We start from the raw sequence: 18,394 nt of genomic DNA on the forward strand, positions 1-18,394 counted from the left end.
ACCTCCTTCTTACCTAGCAATACGCAAATGCGTAAAAAAAGGAGACATACCGAAACTTTTACGTAACGGCTACGTATTACCACGAGGAGGTTTTTTATGAAACAGCGCTATCTTTCCCTTGATATTATTCGGGGCATTGCCTTGTTTGGCATTTTACTTATTAATATTTCTTCGTACGGGGCTTCCCTTAATGACCTTGAATCGTCACTAGGGCTTCCCTCTACATTTAAAGGCAATACGCTAGACATGCTAATTGCTGTACTAATTGAAAAGAAATTTTACGCGATGTTTTCATTCTTATTTGGTGTAGGCTTCTTTATTTTTGCCTCACGCGCAGAAGCTAAAGGGCTTAATCCGCTTCGACTGTTTACACGCCGTCTGTTCTTTTTATTTTTATTTGGCCTAGCACACTTGTACTTTTTCTGGGGTTCTATTTTATCTTTTTACGCCATTTATGGTTTAGCACTACTGCCCTTTTACCGTCGTAAAACATCCACGATTGCACTTGTCATGGCATTATTATTTATTGCCAATTGCCTATTAGGTATGGATGACCTTATTATTTTACTGATGTTTTTAACAGGGCTGTGGTTTGGTAAAAAAGGTTTGCTTGTGCCAAATGAATCTACCAAAAACTTTTTACAGCGTGTAGCACAAGTAAGCGTACCTATTGCACTGGCAGGTGGTGTGATAACAGCTGTAACGTACGGCAATGATGTCGAATTTACGATGTATATAGTAGCTGTCTTTGCTGTGCCTACTACTTTTAGCTACCTCGCATTGCTATTTTTAGTATTCAATCAACAACGTGCAGCGCAACTCGCTATGCCTATCGCACGCGTAGGACAGATGGCCTTCACTAACTACCTTATGCAAAATATTTTAGGTGTAGGGCTACTCGCCTTGTTTGGCATTACCGCTGTTACTACAGCACAAGTATTATGGTTAGCACCACTAATTTACGCTATTGAAGTTGTGTGGAGCTGGCTCTACTTTAAACGTTTCCGTATGGGGCCGTTTGAGTGGCTATGGCGTAAATGTACGTATGGTAAAAAATTTTAAACAAAAAAGTAGGCAATCCAATGGATTACCTACTTTTTTTAATTAGTACATGCCTTCTTTTTCTTCTTTTGTGCTAATGAAGATATTTTTTGTTTGGCTGTATGCCTCAACTACTGATTTGTATGTTTCTCGACCAATACCTGATTTTTTATAGCCGCCAAATGGTGCACCCGCCGCAAAGTTAGCGTATTGGTTAACCCACATACGACCAGTTTGTACTTTACGCGCAACACGTAGTGCTGTGTTAATATCGCGTGACCAAACGCCGCCACCTAAACCGTATTCGGAGTCGTTGGCTAACGCAATCACTTCGTCCTCTGTTTTAAATTTAATAACAGTTGCTACTGGGCCAAAGATTTCTTCTTGTGATACGCGTAAATCGTTTGTCGCATTTACCAGTAATGTTGGCTGCATAAACGCACCCTTCGCTAATTCACCTGTTGTTAAACGCTCGCCGCCTGTTAATACCGTCACGCCTTCTTCTTTACCAATGGCTACATAATCAACGATTTTTGCTAATTGACGCTCGTTAATTTGCGCACCCATTTGTACGCCTTCTTCCCAAGGTAAGCCTACTTTTACTTGCTCAAACGCTTCTTGTAATGCCGCAACAAATTTATCATAAATGCCCTCTTGTACAAAAATACGTGAGCCTGCGCTACATACTTGACCTTGGTTAAATAAAATACCAAGCTGTGCCCCTTCAATTGCGCGCTCCCAAGCCGCATCATCAAAGAAGATATTAGCTGATTTACCGCCAAGCTCTAATGTTGCAGGTACTAAACGCTCTGCCGCTGCACGTGCTACGGTATAGCCGACATCCGTCGAACCTGTAAAGGCTAATTTATGGATGCCCTCATGGTGTAACATATAATCACCTGAGTCTGCACCGCGACCTGTAATGACATTCACCACACCCGCTGGTAACACCTGATCAAATAATTTCGCAAGCTCTAATAAGCTAAGTGATGTTGTTGAAGAAGGGTGAATAATGACTGTATTACCTGCCGCAATCGCTGGCGCAATTTTCCATGCCGCCATTAAAATTGGGAAGTTCCAAGGGATAATTTGCCCTACTACACCAATTGGCTCTTTAATTGTTAATGTTAATGTGTGCTCGTCTAATGCTTGCGCCGTACCTTCTTCTGAACGAATAACGCCCGCAAAATAACGGAAGTGATCAGCGCTTAACGCCACATCACCATAGCGTGATTCGCGGAAAGGCTTACCATTGTCGAGTGTTTCTACCATCGCTAAATGGTCGGCATTCGCGTCGATTAAGTCTGCGATTTCTAGCATTTTTTTGCTACGCTCCTCAAGACTTGTATCGCGCCATTTTACTTGTGCTGCTGTTGCCGCAACTACTGCTGCGTCTACGTCTTCATGTGTCGCATCTACAAATGTTGCAAGCGCTTCCCCTGTACTTGGGTTATAGCTAGTAATCGTGCGTGTGTCCGTTCCCTGTGTCCACTCGCCGCCTAGGTATAAGCCGTAATGTGCGTCTAATTTTTGTTCAGTTGTTGCTTTTAGTTGTACTGTTGACAATGTGATCGTCCCCTTTAGTTTTGTTAAATTCGAATTTACAACGCCTATGTTACTAGCTTTATATCGCACATTCAACATTGCTGATTATGTGAAAAAAGTACTTTCCAATTCTGCAAATTATTTTTTAGCTCTCAGAAATTTCAGCCAACTAAAATGTTGCAATTTTCCCCTCCACGTCTTTTTTTCCTACTTTGTGTATTTGGGGTGTACAATTTCGAACAAATTGTGTCTACCAAAAAAACACGCCCCACTTCACTCAAATTTCGGCCAAAACCATCAAAAAAAGCCGCCCTTAACGGACGACTTTTGGTTACATTACGACTAAAAACAATTAATAAGTAGTTGACCAGTTGAAGATAGCTCTAGCTTTCTTGGCGCTAAACTTCCCATTTTCTGTAAATACATCCGGTATTCGACCTGTGTAAATTCTAATATTTTCAGGTTTAAATAAATGCTTAACATTTAAATAGGTTTGAAAAACAGCGTCTCCCTCTGAAAATACGTTTTTAATATTATCTGCACCTTGAACCCACAGCCTATTTAACCCTATGCCTAATTTTCAATTGCAGATGAGATTAATAGCTATAAACCTTTATTTAAAACAAAAAACCGCCCCAAAGGACGGTTTGTGGTTGGTTATTTGATAGTTGGTTCAACCGCAAATAAAGGTTGAAGGATTGGGAGTTGTTGCATTTCGTCGGCATTAAGCAATAGCTCAATTGTGCCGTGATCAGCGCTTGTGCGGATTAAGCGGCCCATACCTTGCTGTAAGCGTAGCTGCATGAAAGGCAGCTCAACTTCTTCAAAGGCATCTTCTGCAAAGGCGCGCTTTGCATCAAATAATGGGTCATGCGCTGGGAATGGTAGGTCAAAAATAATGACGCGTGTTAGCATATCCGCTGGCAGGTCAAGCCCTTCCCATAAATGATACGAGCATAGTGTTTTACTATCGCCCGCTTGGAAGTCGCGCACTAATGATGATAGCTCGCGGTCGCCTTCAAAGGCCATTGTAAGCTTAGCCATCATTGGTAGCTCACTGCGGAAGCTATCCATCGCTTGCTTAGATTTAAATAAAATAAGCGTTTGTTCGCGCTTCGCTAAAATGTGGTCCACTAATGCTGTTTTAGCATCTTGAGCAACAGGGTGCACGTTAATTTGCATTACGCTGTCATAATCAAATGGCGATGCCACACTAAAGGATAAATAATTGCGAATGCCAAGGCTATAGGCAATATACGAAAAATCCTTATCAATCGACAATGTCGCTGATGAGAAGATAATCGGTAACTTTTTAGAGAATAACTTCTCTTGTAGCACTTCGGTAATAAGGCGTGGCATAATTACGAGCGTTAATGCCCCGTTTGCCTCCTCTGCCCAGTCAACGGCATCTTCTTTATTAACAAAGATTTGCATAGCGCCAAGGTAGTGCTCTAAAAATTCTTCTGCCATATTTAGCTCATACTCAGGAATCATATACATCTCTGACTCAAAGACAAATTGCTCCATTAAGTCATCCACATCAGCGATTAATGTTTTGGCATAGCTCAGTAGTGCGGCTGATTTCGTAATGTGCATGCGGTCTTCACCAAGGGTTAGGCAGTCGCGTAGTTCATCAAAAAACAGCTCGTGGTCATCTTGTAGTTTTTCCATTGCAAGTAGTGTGCGCTCACGAACGCCGTCTACCATTAAACGCTCAAGCATGCCAACAATGGTTTTCGCTTGTACTTTATATGTCATCGCTTTTTGTGCAGCATACTCCAGTAAATGCCCTTCATCAAGCACCATCATTGACACTTCTGGTAGTAAGGCCGTTTGACCTTCACGCTCGCGTGACTCTTTTGTCGCTAAGTGCTCCATTAAAAAGTCTTGTGAGCAAATAATAATATCGCCCGCTTCACGGTAGTGCTGACGGTGCAACGTTTGCCCACAGCGATTACGCTCATCACAAACCGCACACTGCATCAGCTCATTATAATTCACTTGTTGCCAGTCTTCATCACTTACCGTTGGGTAGTCGCTACGGTCACCGTATAAATACATCTCACTCATCGGGCCATGCGTAAATACCGCTTCTGGCATCGAAAAGGCAATGTCATCAATCCAGTCTTCAGTGACAACATTTTCTGCCACTTGAAAACGCTTCAGGCATAAATATTGGTCACGTGACTTGGCAAGGCGCACGTCAATTTTTAAATCCAACGCTTGTTGAATTTTTTCGATGTCGCCGCCTTTTTTTACTAATTGGTCGATTAACGTTTCGTCTGCACAAGCAATTAGTGCAGGCTTGCCTGTATAGCGCGCATAGGCAATGGCTGGCAGTAGGTAGGCAATCGTTTTACCTGTACCTACACCCGCCTCCGCAAAAAGCACGGCTTTTTCTTGCAGCGCTTTTTCGATTTGGTAGGCCATAAAGATTTGCTCATCGCGGCACTCAAAGCCTTTCTCTGGTAGCTCGTCATATAACACGTCGCCCATCCAGTCGCCTAATGACTCAAAAAATGAGCGGTCTTTTGTTAGTTCAAACGGTATTTTTTGTCGCATAAAAGTCTCCCCCGTAATAAAAAGGAAGGCAAGTGCCTTCCTTTAGCGTTTTGATTTTTGTCCCCAGTACTGGTAGTAATCCGTACGAATAAAGCCGTTAAATAGCTTACGTTTTTTAGTGGCACGGCGTCCGTATAATGTTTCAAAGTTCTCCATTGATGAAAGCATATACACTGACCATGTTGGGTAGTTCTTCATTACATGACCAAGGTCACTAATGACTTGCTCAATCACTTCAACTTCACCAATACGTTCACCATACGGCGGGTTACCAATCATAACGCCATCTGTGTCCATTGTTGTAAAGTCGCGTGCTTGCATTTGCTTAAAGGTAATAATATCACCAAAGCCTGCCTCTGTCGCGTTTTCCTGTGCTAAGGCAACCATGCGGTGGTCAATATCAGAGCCAATGATGTTAAGCGGCTGATCGTAATCTGCCTTTTCGTCTGCCTCGTCGCGGGCTTGGTCCCAAATTTCTTTTTTAAACCATGGCCACTCTTCACTAATAAAGTCGCGGTTATAGCCTGGCGCAATATTTTGGCCAATCATTGCCGCCTCAAGCACAATCGTACCAGAACCACAGAATGGGTCTACGAATGGGCGGCTTGGGTTCCATTTTGAGACTTTTACAAGTGCTGCAGCTAATGTTTCTTTTAACGGTGCTTCACCTTGTAATTGACGGTAGCCACGTTTATGCAAACCTGCGCCTGATGTATCAATTGTTAATGTCGCTACGTCTTTTAAAATCGAAATTTCGATTTTAAATTTAGCGCCTGATTCGTCTAGGAAGCTATTGCGTTGGTACGCTTGTTTTAAGCGCTCAACAATCGCTTTTTTAGTAATGGCCTGACAGTCAGGTACACTGTATAGTTTTGATTTTACTGCTTTACCTGATACAGGGAAGTTTGCGTCCACTGGTAGGTATTTTTCCCAGTCAAGCGCTTTAACGCCCTCAAATAACTGGTCAAATGTTTTGGCAGGAAATGTGCCTACAATAATTTTTACGCGGTCTGCTACACGTAACCATAAGTTCGTACGCGCAATCGCAAGCTCGTCGCCTTCAAAGTATACTTTACCGTTTTCAACATGCGCGTCATAGCCTAGCTCGCGCACCTCATCGCCAACAATTGCCTCAAGGCCCATTGCAGCGGTTGCTACTAAATTAAATTTTGTCATTGATTACACCTCTGTATGTTCATCCCAAAAGCTCAAAAAAGCTACAAGCTCGTCTAGGGGTAATGGTTTACTATAATAATAGCCTTGAATAATGTCGCAGCCCATCTCACGCAGTAGCTCTACCTGTTTACCCTGCTCAACGCCCTCCGCAATTACCTTCATGTTAAGGCGGTGTGACATTTGGATAATGGCATCTACTACGGCTTGTTTTTCGTCAAGCGTGGTAATCTGCTGGATAAAGCTACGGTCAATCTTTAAATAATCAAGCGGGAATTTGATTAAATAGCTCAGGGATGAGTACCCTGTGCCAAAGTCATCAATGGACAGCTTAAAGCCTAATTTTTTTAGTTTGACCAGTTTATCAACCGTCTCGGTAGCGTCATTCATTACGGTGCGCTCCGTTACCTCAATCTCTAAGTTTTGTGCAGAAACATTATGCTCCTGCAAAATACGCGTTAGGGACTCAATGAAGTCAGGTTGCTCAAAGTGTATGCTCGACACATTGACCGCAATAGGGATCGTGCGCCCTAATGCTTTAAGCTCGTTATGCGCCTCACATGCCATCTCAAATATTACATCACTTAACGGAATGATTAAACCCGTATCCTCCGCATGCTCAATAAATTCATTAGGTGGGACAAAGCCTAGTTTTTCGTTTGTCCAGCGCACCAATGCCTCCACGCCTAAAATCGCACCCGTTTGTGTGCATACTTTAGGTTGAAAGTTAAGTGTAAAATCTTTAGCCTCAATGGCTTTACGCAATTCAGCATCTAATACAATGCGTCGCTTAGCGTCCGTTTTTAAATCATCAAAGTAAAACTCATAGCCGCCGCGCCCCGTTGTTTTAATATACGTCATCGCCTTATCTGCGTTATGTAATAGCTTCTCGGTTGTCGTACCATCGTATGGGTAAAGGCTAACCCCTACACTTGCGTTTAAAAATACATCAGCGCCTGCAATCAACATAGGCTGTCGAATGGCATCCAGCACCTTATCACCAAAAATACGTGCTTCTTCTGTGTCAGCTACGCTCGTTAACGTAATAACAAACTCATCACCGCCGTAGCGCGCAATAATATCTTTATTTTTAATTAGCCCTTTTAAGCGATTTGCAATGGTCTCTAAAATTAAGTCACCATTCATATGCCCAAAGGTATCATTAAATTGCTTAAAACGGTCAATGTCAATCACATATACCGCGTGCTGCACTTGCTGTGACAGCGCAGAAGAAGTCGCAAGTAGCGTGTCCATACGCTCAATATAGTTATGACGATTACTTACGTCAGTTAAACTATCGGTCGCAATCGTTTGCTCTAGTTGCGTTTCCACATGGTGACGCTCGGATAGGTCGGTAAAAATACCACAATAATTAATAACCTCGCCTGTTCGATCGCGTACCTCCGAAATAATAAGCCACTCCGGGTATACATCACCTGTTTTACGACGGTTCCAAATTTCGCCTTGCCATACACCATCCACTAAAATTTGATCCCACATCTCACGGTAAAAATGCGGCCCGTGCACACCAGATTGAAGGATAGCAGGTGAGTGACCAACGACTTCCTCGCGTGGGTAGCCTGTTACAAACTCAAACGCTGGATTGACGTTACAAATACGCTTGTTGCGGTCGGTAATCATAATGCCCTCCGACACACTCTCAAATATTTTATGCATGACTTCATCAGGGATGTGAACTGCTTTATTTTGTTTATCGTTTACACTGCTCACTTATGTCCATCCTATCTATAATCAATTTCACAACAAAAAGTAAATGACTTCTTATATGGATTGAAGGCATTTTACGCACTCTGCCAAAGTACGCCTGTGCTACTTGTAGCTATAATGTACAAAAGCTCTCTAATTGCTAGAGAGCTTTCTGGTTTAAAATTATTCATTAATCGACCCTGTAAGCCATGTTTTGTCCTCAAGTACTCAAGCGGCGTTAGCCTCGTACGACTGAGTAGTAATCATCTGTCTACGGATTGCTCCGTCCCTCTATTCCGTTCAGTTCCTTCTAGAGAGTGCCCCTACCAAATTTGGGTTTCTCACTCGCGGGGTTTACCTCGTTCCACCTTTACGATTTCTCGCAAAGCTTCGTCTCTGTGGCACCTTAAGGAAGCGTCTACCATACCTCGAAAGGCTTAGGTATTACTTCCGCCGTCAGCTACTAACTGCCATACCTTATTTTTTCAGTATGCACGAACACTACAGGCATCGCAGCACTGTGTGAGCATGGACTTTCCTCTACGCCGTCAAAGCGACGCAGCGATTACTCAGGTCAACTAATGCTATGGCGATTATACTAGAAAGGCGGCTAAAAAACAACGATAACCGTCGTTTTAAGCCGCCCGCCTCAATTATTCAGATAACTTATCGCCAAAAACGTGCTTTTCTAGGTTCGAAAGTCGCTTTAAAATGTCAAAATTTTGGGTGTTGGTACGTGGAGGTGTACCATTGGTTGCTGCGCGTCGCGATACAACTTCACCCGCATTTGCCTTTAAACGGCGATTTTCCTCCTGTAGTTCAGTCACCATTTTTTCGAATGTGTTGTAGTCTTCAATAACAATATCTAAAAAATCATTTACCTCATCTGTATTATAGCCTCTGAAACTTGAACTAAATTCTTTTTCAAAAATTTGGTCTGACGTAAGTCTACGTTCCATTACATTCACCTTCCCTTGCATATCCATACCTAATTTTATTATAGCATAAGCCTACTCAATATCGTCATCTTTATCACTTTGTTTACGGGTTAAACGCAACTTTCTTTTTTGCCACGTAAACAGGCGACGGGCACGTGCCTCGTCCTTTAGGCGCGTGCTAGAAGCAATAAGTTGAAGACCCGCGTTACAATGGGCAAGCGCTGCCTCGACTGCCAAAAACTGATGCTCATACAGCTTCGCCAAATGCTCATGGGCATCTAAGCGTTGCACTTCATTTAGCTTAGGGAGTGCCTTTAAAAAGCTATCGCGTGCATGCGCAAACTCACCTGCGCGCTTTTGCTGAAGTGCTAAATAATAATACGCCTCGTAAGTGTCAGCTACTGCATAGCGCTCTGTCACCTGCGTGAGCACCTGTGCGCTTGTATCATGCGCTTTTAAATCCCTGTACCATTTGCCAATATTGGTATAGGTTTTCGCGCTCTCTTGTTGTTGTTGTAAAATCAAATGAATTGCGTGTGTATAGAGCGTCACGAGTGACAACAAATCCCACTCATTATGCACAAGCACCTTTAGTAATGACGTAGGGTTGCCGCTTCGTACGGCATCCGCATAAATAATGGGCGCTAAAAAGCCTGGGATATCATCCACACGCGTAAAGCCTAGTTTATGTTGCTCAATAGCACTTAACTTCATCGACGCCACATCCTCGCGCCAAAGCCGACGTGCGGTATGCAGTAAATCCAGTTGCTCGCGCATCTCAAGCTTTGGCAATTGTGCGCGGTGCAATGTAAAGCGTGTCGTTAGCTGCGGCCAGTCAAAGCTCTTGCCATTATACGTAACTACTACCTCTTTACCCCGCCACATACTCGATGCAAACAACATTGCCGCTTCATTTGCAGGGTCTGCTTGGATATACTGCTTTAACCGAAACCCATCCGCCTCGCAGTGCAACTCACCTAAAATAAAAATTTGTGTGCCTACGCCCTTTAGCCCTGTTGTTTCTGTATCAAAAAACATAACATCCGCAGACGGTACTAATGGGTGAGCAATACCTGATGCACGTAAATCTGCCATAGCTTTATGCAAGTCCCCTAGCATAAAATTACCATGCACTGTGTCATGCGGGTAAAATTGCTCGCGCACAAAACACATGCCAAATTCATTATAAATTGCCTTTAGCCCAGCTGCCTCCCACGCCTCACAGTATGGCGGTACAGCGGGTTTACTTGGTGTTTGTTTTGGGGTTGAAGTTGGCGCTTTTTTTAGCATCTTTTTCATGGCCATCATTTTTTGCTCATACGACATACACTACCTCCTAAAAAGCACCCACTACTCGCGGATGCTATCGTCAATAGTGACAGGTGGCCGTTGCTGTTGCACATATTTAGCAAGCGTCTGCTCATCTGTCACCGTGCCCTCTGCTGTAAGCGTTGCAATAAGTGCCTCAAGCGTTAATAGCTCCTCATACTGCTTCATTACACTTGGATGGGTAAAGTACGCATCCTTACTCACACCTAACTTATCCGCCAGCTGTGCATGAAGCTTACGCATTTGGGCAGAAGCCTTCGTTTCAAACGCCTCTTTTGTTGCCTGGGCATAGCGTGCTACTTCCTGCTCAGTAGGCGCAATACCACGCGCACGCGCTATGCTTAGTAGTGTTTCGCGCTCAATCATCTGATTAAGCAACTCACTATCGGGCACATCAAAATCTTGTTCATTACTTACATACACCTGTTGCACATTTTCTTTATACGCCTCAAAGGCTTGTCTCGAAATGGTGAAATCTTCACTTGTGACAACCGCATCAGACGGTTCACTACAAGCACCTAGCAGTAGTGCCACTAGCACTGCACCTATCCATTTTGGCATAGCCACTCCTCCTAGCTGCTTCGTAACCAAAATATAATAGATTTCGTGCATTTGCGCAACTATTCCCCCTAGATGATAAACACCCAACTCTCACAAAGCGAAAGTTGGGTGGCAGTTATATCAATTTTTGCAGTAAAGTAATCACGCGCTCTTTGGCATACGCGCCGTCCTGTGCACCAATGCAAGCAGGGCAGCCTTGCTCACAGGGGCAAGCCGTAACATGCGCGAGGGTGCGGCTAAGTAGCGACTCCCACAAATCATACACACGCTCACTTAAACCAATACCTCCTGGGTAACGGTCATAGACAAAAAATGTCGGTAGCTCGTTATGGGTGGCCTTAACTTGCGGCACAACCGCCATATCCTGTGCATCACAACGAATGAACAACGGAATAAACGCATTCATCGCATAGCTTGCCGCAGTCATGGCATCAGTTAGTTGCTCATCCGTCCACTGCGCACCGCGTGTAAAGGATAACCACGTCGCATTGGTATGCATTTCGTCTGGTGGCAACGTAATCGGCCCTGAGCCGATGTTATCATGCGTACCAAACCTAATCTTTTTAAATATCGTTGCCTGTGCAACAAGCCCCACATCACCGTAACCAATCGTCACATGTGGTGCATGGCGTAATTTATCTTCATCTAATACCTTCATTTCGACAGCGAGATTAGCGTCGGTATAATAGTCCACCTCTACCTCACGCACAAAGGCTTTTTTCTCTTCCCAGTCGAGCAGCTCCACTTGGTATTGAATGCCTTGATGTAGGTAAATGGCTTCTTCATGCAGTAGTGTCATGGCACTATGGCGGTCCATCTCGCCAATAACGCGCGCACTGCCTGTTACAGATTGATCAATAATAACGACATTTTCCTGCGCGGCAGCGCGTAGGCTAATGGTTTGTGCGGGGAAGCGGTCACTCATCCAGTGCCACTGCTCGCTCGTTTTAAAGACAACGCCCTCCTCCGCCAAATACGACAGTAGTTCCTGTATGTCATAACCACCGTAGCTATCTTGTGTGCTAAATGGCAACTCAAAGGCGGCACATTTTAAATGGTCCATTAAAATCATCATATTTTCGGGGTAAATGAGCGCTTCTTCTGGCGACTGCCCAAGTAAAAAATCAGGGTGCTCAATAATGTATTGGTCAAGTGCGGTAGACTGCGCAACATACACAATTAGCGCTTCGTCTTGCCTACGACCTGCACGCCCTGCCTGTTGCCAAGCACTCGCAATCGTGCCTGGGTAGCCCGTCATAATACACGCTTGCAATTGCCCAATGTCCACACCAAGCTCAAGTGCATTCGTACTTACTACCGTTCGAATGCGCCCCTCACGCAAGCCGCGCTCAATGACACGGCGCTCGCTCGGCAAATAGCCGCCGCGGTAGCCATAATGGCGTCGTCGTTAATTTTGCGTTTGGTTAACTCTTGTAAATACGTCACAATCATTTCCACACGCACGCGACTGCGCGCAAAAACAATAGTTTGGATGCCTGCCGTATATAATTCCTTAGCGAGCGCACTTACTTCAAGCACCGCACTTTTACGCACCCCAAACACTGCGTTGGTCACAGGTGGATTGTAAAAGACAAAGGTTTTTTGACCAACAGGCGCGCCTGATTGTGTAATGACGGCATGTGTGGTGTTGGTTAGCCCCTCCGCTAACTCTTTTGGATTTTTAATGGTAGCTGATGTACAAATGATAGTAGGGTTTGCGCCGTAAAAGGCACAGATGCGCTGTAAGCGACGTAACACATGCGCCACGTGGCTACCAAACACACCTTTATAGGTGTGCAACTCGTCAATGACGATAAATTTTAGGTTTTCGAAAAGTGATACCCATTTTGTATGGTGCGGCAAAATGCCCGAGTGTAGCATATCAGGGTTGGTCATTACAATATGCCCTGCCTTACGTACTTTTTGGCGCAAATTGCTAGCGGTATCACCGTCATACGTATACGTTAAAATATCGGCATCTGCCGCTTCGATTAAATTTGTGACATCCGCTAACTGATCCTGTGCGAGCGCCTTGGTCGGAAATAAGTATAACGCACGCGCCTGTGGATTTTGTAAAATCGTTTGTAACACAGGCAAGTGATAGCAATACGACTTACCCGATGCCGTTGGGGTAATCGCGGTAAACGATGTACCAGCCATCGCAAAATCATACGCCTGTCGCTGATGCGTATAAAGCGCTGTAATCCCGCGGGATGCGAGTGCCTGTCGCAATTTTTTATGCATACTTTGCGGTAAGTTGGCATAGTGTGCAGGCTTTTTGGGTAAGGTGGCAATGTGGGCAATATTAGCGCCGCGTTCACCGCTTTGCCAGTGGGCAATCAGCTCAGCAATCGTTTTATTTTTACGCATACTTATTGCACCTCAAGTAGCTTTTGTAGGCTATTTAATGTATAGCGCGCAGCAAAAACCGTATCAGTAAAGCGCTTTTTGCTCGTTTCCTTATAAAAAGATTGGACAATAACTTGATTTAAGCCTTCTTTTGCCGATTCAATCTGTACGGCATGCATATATTTTTGTGGGTGGTCAGCGAGCCATGCAGTTGCAGCCTGTGCCCAGTCATTAACTTGTGGTTGCCATTCGTCCGCAAAAGGTTTAACGTCTGTAAAGAAATCAGGTACTGCCGCTTGCTCACGCATCGTAAAAAAACGTGTGAGGCAACCTTCGCATACCTCAAGCAGCGCTGTGGTTTGTTGATATAGTGTCATAGTAATACACTCCTTTTCCTTATCATATATCGAACGTATATTCTTTACAACTGCTGTACTTTTTGATACGATTTTGCGATGAAATACGCTATGCTTACAGTATAAGGAGCTGATACTTATGATTCGTTACCCGAATGGTAAGCGCTATAGCGCAAAGCCTAGCGTGCAGGCGCCTAAAAAGGTGTCGTATGGTAACCGCGGGCAGTCACTTGAGGATGACCTCAACGAAACTAACCTTTACTATGCAGCCCACGACATTGCCGTCATTCATAAAAAGCCAGTGCCCGTGCAAATCGTTAAGGTGGATTACCCGATGCGTAGCGCCGCTGTTATTCGCGAGGCCTATTTTCGTACCCCGTCAACAACGGACTACAACGGCATTTGGCAGGGCAAGTACATTGACTTTGAAGCAAAGGAAACGAAAAACAAAACGTCCTTTCCACTAAACAATATCCACGAACATCAAATGCAACATATGGCTGCTGTACAACGTCACGGAGGTATCGTATTTTTCATCATTCGCTTTTCGACACTTGAGCGCACGTATGTTGTGCCGCTTCAATTAGTAGTGCCGTACTGGCAAGCGTTGAAGAACGACGGGCGCAAGTCAATCCCCCTTAAGGAGTTTGAGCAACACGCCCATTTACTCGCGACGGACTATATGCCACGCATCGACTATGTAAGTTGCTTACCTAGTCTAGAAAGTGAGGAGACAACAAAATGACTGAACAAAAACGGTCACGTGCAGATGCACACAAACGTAAGGCAAAACCAAAAAGTGAGAAGCCACCAAAACAGCGCAAAGGGCTTGTGAAAAAAATTATTTTAAGCATTGTTGCACTAGGCGTACTCATGTTAGTAGCAGGCGCAGGGTTATTTGCCTACTATGTTAGCTCAGCACCTGAGCTTGACGAAAAATTATTAAAAGACCCACTGTCCTCTGTATTCCACGATAAAAATGGCGATGTCTTTGCGACCATTGGCGCGGAAAACCGTGAGTACGTCAAATACGAAGACATCCCGCAAGAAATGATTGATGCCATTATCGCAACTGAAGACGTACGTTTCTTTGAACATAGCGGCATGGACTTTTATCGTTTAGGCGGTGCAGTACTTGCCAACCTAACACGCGGCTTTGGGGCCGAGGGTGGTAGTACGATTACCCAACAAGTTGTCAAAAACTCGTTTTTACAAAACGAAAAAAAATTAAAGCGTAAAGCACAAGAAGCTTGGCTTGCGTTTAAACTTGAGCGCGCCTACTCTAAAGAAGAAATTTTTGAAATGTACTTTAACAAAGTACTAATGTCAGGTCGCATTTACGGTTTTGGTACAGGGGCTAAATACTTCTACAACAAAAAGCTAGAGGATCTTACCCTACCAGAGCGTGCATTACTTGCAGGTATGCCACAAGCGCCAAACGGTTATAACCCGTTAAAATACCCAGAGGATGCTAAATTCCGTCGTGACATCGTGCTAACATTAATGGCACAACACGGCAAAATTACCGAAGCTCAAATGAAAGAAGCTAAACAAGCAAGCATTACAGAAGGCTTAACAACAGAGGAGCAACGCCTAGCGGTAGTTGGCTCTAAATACGATGCCTTCCTTGATGTTGTTATTGATGAGCTAGAAGAAAACGGCGAAAGCTCAGCACTTGCTGAAGGCATTACCGTTTACACAACACTTGATCCAAAAGCACAACAACAAGTAGAAGAAGTAATGAATAATGACGAATTATTCCCTACAGAAAAAATCCAATCAGGGCTTTCGGTAGTTGACACTACAACAGGTGCTATCCAAGCCATTGGTGGCGGACGTCACTACGGCTCAGAGCGTGGCTTTAACTACGCAACGGACTCTATCCAACAACCTGGCTCTACAATGAAGCCGTTAACGGATTACGGTCCAGCTATCGAATACAAAAACTGGTCAACAGGTCATGCGCTTGTTGATAAACCAACGACCTACTCAGGTGGTATTAGCGTTAATAACGTAGATATGAACTACCTTGGCACATTAACAATGCGTCAAGCACTGTATATGTCACGTAACACAACAGCCGTACAAACCTTCCAAGAAGTTGGTGCGGATCGCTCACTTGATTTTGTTCGTGGGCTTGGCATTGAGCCAAAAGAAGGCTACCTTGTGGAGTCAGATGCACTTGGTGGTGGTACAGCTAACGTATCAACCACACAACTTGCGGGTGCTTATGCCGCATTTGGTAATGAGGGCGTCTTTAACAAACCTCATGCCATCGAAAAAATCGTCTACCGTGACGGTGTAACCGAAAAATTATTTAAACCAAAATCAAATGTCGCAATGAGCGATTACACAGCGTATATGATTACAGATATGCTGCGTGATGTAGTAAGCGACAAACCAGGTGCATCAGGCGCACGCGCTAACGTACCAGGTATTGATGTGGCAGGTAAAACAGGTACGACTAACTACTCTGACGAGGAGCTACGCACATACGGGCTACGCAGTGATGCCGTGCCAGAAACATGGTTTGCGGGCTACACAACAGAGTACACAATTGCTGTATGGAGCGGCTACGAGAAGCGTTCAGATGCAATGACGTCTTGGGAGGAGCGCTGGCTATCACAAGAGTTATTTAGCGAAGTGATGGGCCGTATTTCGGATAATCCGAGCCGCTTCACACGTCCAAGCTCTGTTATCGAGGCAACAATTGAAGTAGGTACTAACCCTGTTCAGCTTGCGAGCGCAGGCACACCAGCCGAAAAACGCCGCACTGAGCTATTTGTAAGTGGTACAGCACCAACACAAGTATCAAATAACTATGCACCACCAAAAGAAGATGAAAAAGAAAAAGAAGGTCTAGCAGCACCAGGCGTTTCGGCTTCGATTAATGAAGCGGGTCAAATCGCCATTAGCTGGTCACACCCTAGCGACAACGCAAGCTTTGAAGTTGCGCTTGATGGTATGAACTTAACAACAACGAAAGACCGTGGCTTTACTACACCAAACCCTGGCACAGCCAACAGCTATACCGTAACGGTTGTAGCCATTGTGGATGGTAAACGAAGCCCAGCAGGTGCAGCAACGGTAACTGTTAGCGCCCCTGAACCTGAGGAGCCAGAGCAACCAGAAGAACCGGAGCAACCAGAAGAAGAAGTAACGCCAGAACAACCAGAAGAGCCAGAGCAACCTGATGGTGGCAATGAAGGCAACGACACTGGTACACCTGAGCAACCAAACACTGGCGGCAATAATGGTGGCAATACAAACAATGGTAATGGTAATGAAGGTGGCAATAACGGTGGCGGTACAACTACCCCACCCGTAACGACACCACCAACACAACCAAAACCACCTGAATCACAAGGCCAAGGACAGCAACAACCGCCTAGCCAATAAATAAAAATCAAAGAAAAAGAGAAATTGAGTGCGCTCAATTTCTCTTTTTTCATTGCATTAGATGGGCTTTGTCACCACTTCTTCTCGTTAATTTTCTCATAGCTTGATTAACATTTACATCAATTTTAGCGATTATGATTAAGGTATAGGTAGTTTCGTCAATATTAGGTATATAACCAGTCAACCACTCGCCAAAAACACCGTGCGTCATGGGATTGCCAAACAAAAAAGTGGCACGATTACCATCCGCGTAACGCCTGAGGGACTTATACAAATTGGTGACGACAGTGCAGGCGAATTTGCGGACGAACTCCTCACCCGCAGCTTCTCTAGCAAAACAGGCATCCGCAACACTCACATGCGCCTCAAAAAGCAATACGGTAGTGATCTCACCATCCAACCCGCACCAAACGAAGGCATACGCTTTAGCTTACCGCTTTAACCAAAAACAAACCCCAGATGCCAACTATCTGAGGCTTGTTTTTATAGGAGCTTTTCAAAATTAGTCAAATGCTTAGCATACAGCCCAGCAATAGTATCGTAATCTGTCGCTCTCATATTTTCTTTTACTGTTGCATCTTGCAATAACTCCTCGATACCATCAAACTGTATGCTGTTACTCGACAATAATAAGGTACTATCAAAATCCGCAGGTAACTGTTGTTGGTAAGGATAATCAATAATTTCTTCAGCTTCATGCATTTCAATTAATTTATCTTGCGCCAACTTAATAACAAGTGCCTTATAAGGTAGCTTAAACGCTGGCATTAATCTAATCACCTGTGTAGCTAACTTATCATGAGGGTGCATCTCACATAGCCCTCGGTAAATATCCGCTAATACCTCCCGATTAATTAGCAATTCTGCCGCAAACAAATTAGCATTGCGTTCACGCTCGTTTAATGCGCTCCCATCTGCATAAGTCGATACATCTGATGACTTAATGTCCTCTGCCTCAAAATACAAATGATAAAACTCATGCGCCCAAATAAAATTTTCGTACACTTTTGGCTGTTTCGTATTAATATGCACATAAAAACGCCCGTCACGGTACGTCACTAAACCACCATAAGCTAAGTCATTACTCGGGAACATCAGCAAACTTGCATGCTTCGCAATATATTGCTTAATCGCTTCAATAGGCGCATTTCGAAACGCCATGCCTAACTCCTTAACACTAGCTACCTGACTTTGTACACGACTCAAAATATCATAATTACTGTTTACTACCTCTGCTACATTACTTTTAGTAATCATCCTATCGCCCTCCCCTACTTTATATTTTTTGCCGATTTCAAGGCATGTATAATGGTCATCATGTCATCTAGCACCACCATAGTTTCTCGAAACGCTTCACTATCCTTAGCATTAAAACTAGCAGCCGAAAAATTTTTAACGGCTTTCCGAAAGAAGTCTCCCATCCTCAAGGAATGC

Annotated in this window: 13 protein-coding genes, 1 other RNA gene and 1 pseudogene; 3 read left to right on the plus strand and 12 right to left on the minus strand. The window is 44.2% G+C overall.

Annotated features, from left to right (window positions below):
• Positions 1-96 precede the first annotated feature (96 nt).
• Entirely contained in the window at positions 97-1,062 is a 966-nt protein-coding gene (locus CH76_RS04855; RefSeq protein ID WP_036143724.1) for a DUF418 domain-containing protein, read from the plus strand.
• A 42-nt stretch (positions 1,063-1,104) separates the two neighbouring features.
• On the opposite strand, the gene CH76_RS04860 is transcribed toward CH76_RS04855, so the two are convergent.
• From CH76_RS04860 to CH76_RS04900, 10 genes and pseudogenes are all read right to left on the minus strand, one after another.
• The gene (locus CH76_RS04860; RefSeq protein WP_036143726.1) at positions 1,105-2,607 is read right to left on the minus strand and encodes an aldehyde dehydrogenase family protein; all 1,503 of its coding nucleotides are present in this window, start codon (positions 2,605-2,607) and stop codon (positions 1,105-1,107) included.
• Positions 2,608-3,243: 636 nt separating this feature from the next.
• The gene (locus CH76_RS04865) at positions 3,244-5,148 is read right to left on the minus strand and encodes an ATP-dependent DNA helicase (protein WP_036143728.1); all 1,905 of its coding nucleotides are present in this window, start codon (positions 5,146-5,148) and stop codon (positions 3,244-3,246) included.
• 42 nt (positions 5,149-5,190) lie between these two features.
• Positions 5,191-6,324 carry a class I SAM-dependent RNA methyltransferase gene (locus CH76_RS04870; protein WP_036143730.1) on the minus strand — a complete coding sequence of 378 codons (1,134 nt, stop codon included), beginning with the start codon at positions 6,322-6,324 and terminating at the stop codon, positions 5,191-5,193.
• Between the two features lie 3 nt (positions 6,325-6,327).
• A complete protein-coding gene (locus CH76_RS04875; protein WP_036143732.1) occupies positions 6,328-8,052 on the minus strand; it encodes a bifunctional diguanylate cyclase/phosphodiesterase in 1,725 nt (574 codons plus the stop codon).
• A gap of 174 nt (positions 8,053-8,226) precedes the next feature.
• An RNA gene (rnpB, locus tag CH76_RS13675) (RNase P RNA component class B) lies at positions 8,227-8,605 on the minus strand.
• Positions 8,606-8,681: 76 nt separating this feature from the next.
• Positions 8,682-8,987, minus strand: coding sequence for a cell division regulator GpsB (gpsB, locus tag CH76_RS04880; protein ID WP_036143733.1), 306 nt, complete (start codon positions 8,985-8,987; stop codon positions 8,682-8,684).
• A gap of 51 nt (positions 8,988-9,038) precedes the next feature.
• Complete coding sequence (locus tag CH76_RS04885) at positions 9,039-10,292, minus strand: ribonuclease H-like domain-containing protein (RefSeq protein WP_036143736.1); 1,254 nt, start codon at positions 10,290-10,292, stop codon at positions 9,039-9,041.
• Between the two features lie 24 nt (positions 10,293-10,316).
• Positions 10,317-10,856, minus strand: coding sequence for a hypothetical protein (locus CH76_RS04890; protein ID WP_036143738.1), 540 nt, complete (start codon positions 10,854-10,856; stop codon positions 10,317-10,319).
• A gap of 115 nt (positions 10,857-10,971) precedes the next feature.
• Positions 10,972-13,226 (minus strand): annotated as a pseudogene (locus CH76_RS04895) (DEAD/DEAH box helicase).
• Between the two features lie 2 nt (positions 13,227-13,228).
• Positions 13,229-13,582, minus strand: coding sequence for a YppE family protein (locus tag CH76_RS04900; RefSeq protein WP_036143740.1), 354 nt, complete (start codon positions 13,580-13,582; stop codon positions 13,229-13,231).
• A gap of 118 nt (positions 13,583-13,700) precedes the next feature.
• Between CH76_RS04900 and recU the strand changes: the two genes are divergently transcribed.
• Both recU and CH76_RS04910 read left to right on the plus strand, forming a co-directional pair.
• Positions 13,701-14,306: a Holliday junction resolvase RecU gene (gene recU / locus CH76_RS04905; protein ID WP_036143743.1), complete on the plus strand. Its 606-nt coding sequence runs from the start codon at positions 13,701-13,703 to the stop codon at positions 14,304-14,306.
• Complete coding sequence (locus tag CH76_RS04910) at positions 14,303-16,960, plus strand: transglycosylase domain-containing protein (RefSeq protein WP_036143745.1); 2,658 nt, start codon at positions 14,303-14,305, stop codon at positions 16,958-16,960. Before recU ends, CH76_RS04910 begins: the two co-directional genes overlap by 4 nt.
• Positions 16,961-17,009: 49 nt before the next feature.
• Here CH76_RS04910 and CH76_RS04915 read toward each other — a convergent pair whose 3' ends face one another.
• Both CH76_RS04915 and CH76_RS04920 read right to left on the minus strand, forming a co-directional pair.
• The gene (locus tag CH76_RS04915) at positions 17,010-17,318 is read right to left on the minus strand and encodes a hypothetical protein (protein WP_235190350.1); all 309 of its coding nucleotides are present in this window, start codon (positions 17,316-17,318) and stop codon (positions 17,010-17,012) included.
• Positions 17,319-17,443: 125 nt separating this feature from the next.
• On the minus strand, positions 17,444-18,217 hold the full coding sequence (locus CH76_RS04920; RefSeq protein WP_036143749.1) for an ImmA/IrrE family metallo-endopeptidase: 774 nt from the start codon (positions 18,215-18,217) through the stop codon (positions 17,444-17,446).
• Positions 18,218-18,394: the final 177 nt, after the last annotated feature.

The organism is Lysinibacillus sp. BF-4, from assembly GCF_000743635.1.
Lineage (GTDB): Bacteria > Bacillota > Bacilli > Bacillales_A > Planococcaceae > Metalysinibacillus > Metalysinibacillus saudimassiliensis.

Excerpts from the sequence above, each read along its gene's own strand:
- CH76_RS04855 (WP_036143724.1), top strand. The coding sequence starts at position 97 with ATGAAACAGCGCTATCTTTCCCTTGATATTATTCGGGGCATTGCCTTG.
- CH76_RS04870 (WP_036143730.1), bottom strand. The coding sequence starts at position 6,324 with ATGACAAAATTTAATTTAGTAGCAACCGCTGCAATGGGCCTTGAGGCA.
- recU (WP_036143743.1), top strand. The coding sequence starts at position 13,701 with ATGATTCGTTACCCGAATGGTAAGCGCTATAGCGCAAAGCCTAGCGTG.
- CH76_RS04920 (WP_036143749.1), bottom strand. The coding sequence starts at position 18,217 with ATGATTACTAAAAGTAATGTAGCAGAGGTAGTAAACAGTAATTATGAT.
- CH76_RS04890 (WP_036143738.1), bottom strand. The coding sequence starts at position 10,856 with ATGCCAAAATGGATAGGTGCAGTGCTAGTGGCACTACTGCTAGGTGCT.
- CH76_RS04885 (WP_036143736.1), bottom strand. The coding sequence starts at position 10,292 with ATGTCGTATGAGCAAAAAATGATGGCCATGAAAAAGATGCTAAAAAAA.
- CH76_RS04900 (WP_036143740.1), bottom strand. The coding sequence starts at position 13,582 with ATGACACTATATCAACAAACCACAGCGCTGCTTGAGGTATGCGAAGGT.
- CH76_RS04865 (WP_036143728.1), bottom strand. The coding sequence starts at position 5,148 with ATGCGACAAAAAATACCGTTTGAACTAACAAAAGACCGCTCATTTTTT.
- gpsB (WP_036143733.1), bottom strand. The coding sequence starts at position 8,987 with ATGGAACGTAGACTTACGTCAGACCAAATTTTTGAAAAAGAATTTAGT.
- CH76_RS04910 (WP_036143745.1), top strand. The coding sequence starts at position 14,303 with ATGACTGAACAAAAACGGTCACGTGCAGATGCACACAAACGTAAGGCA.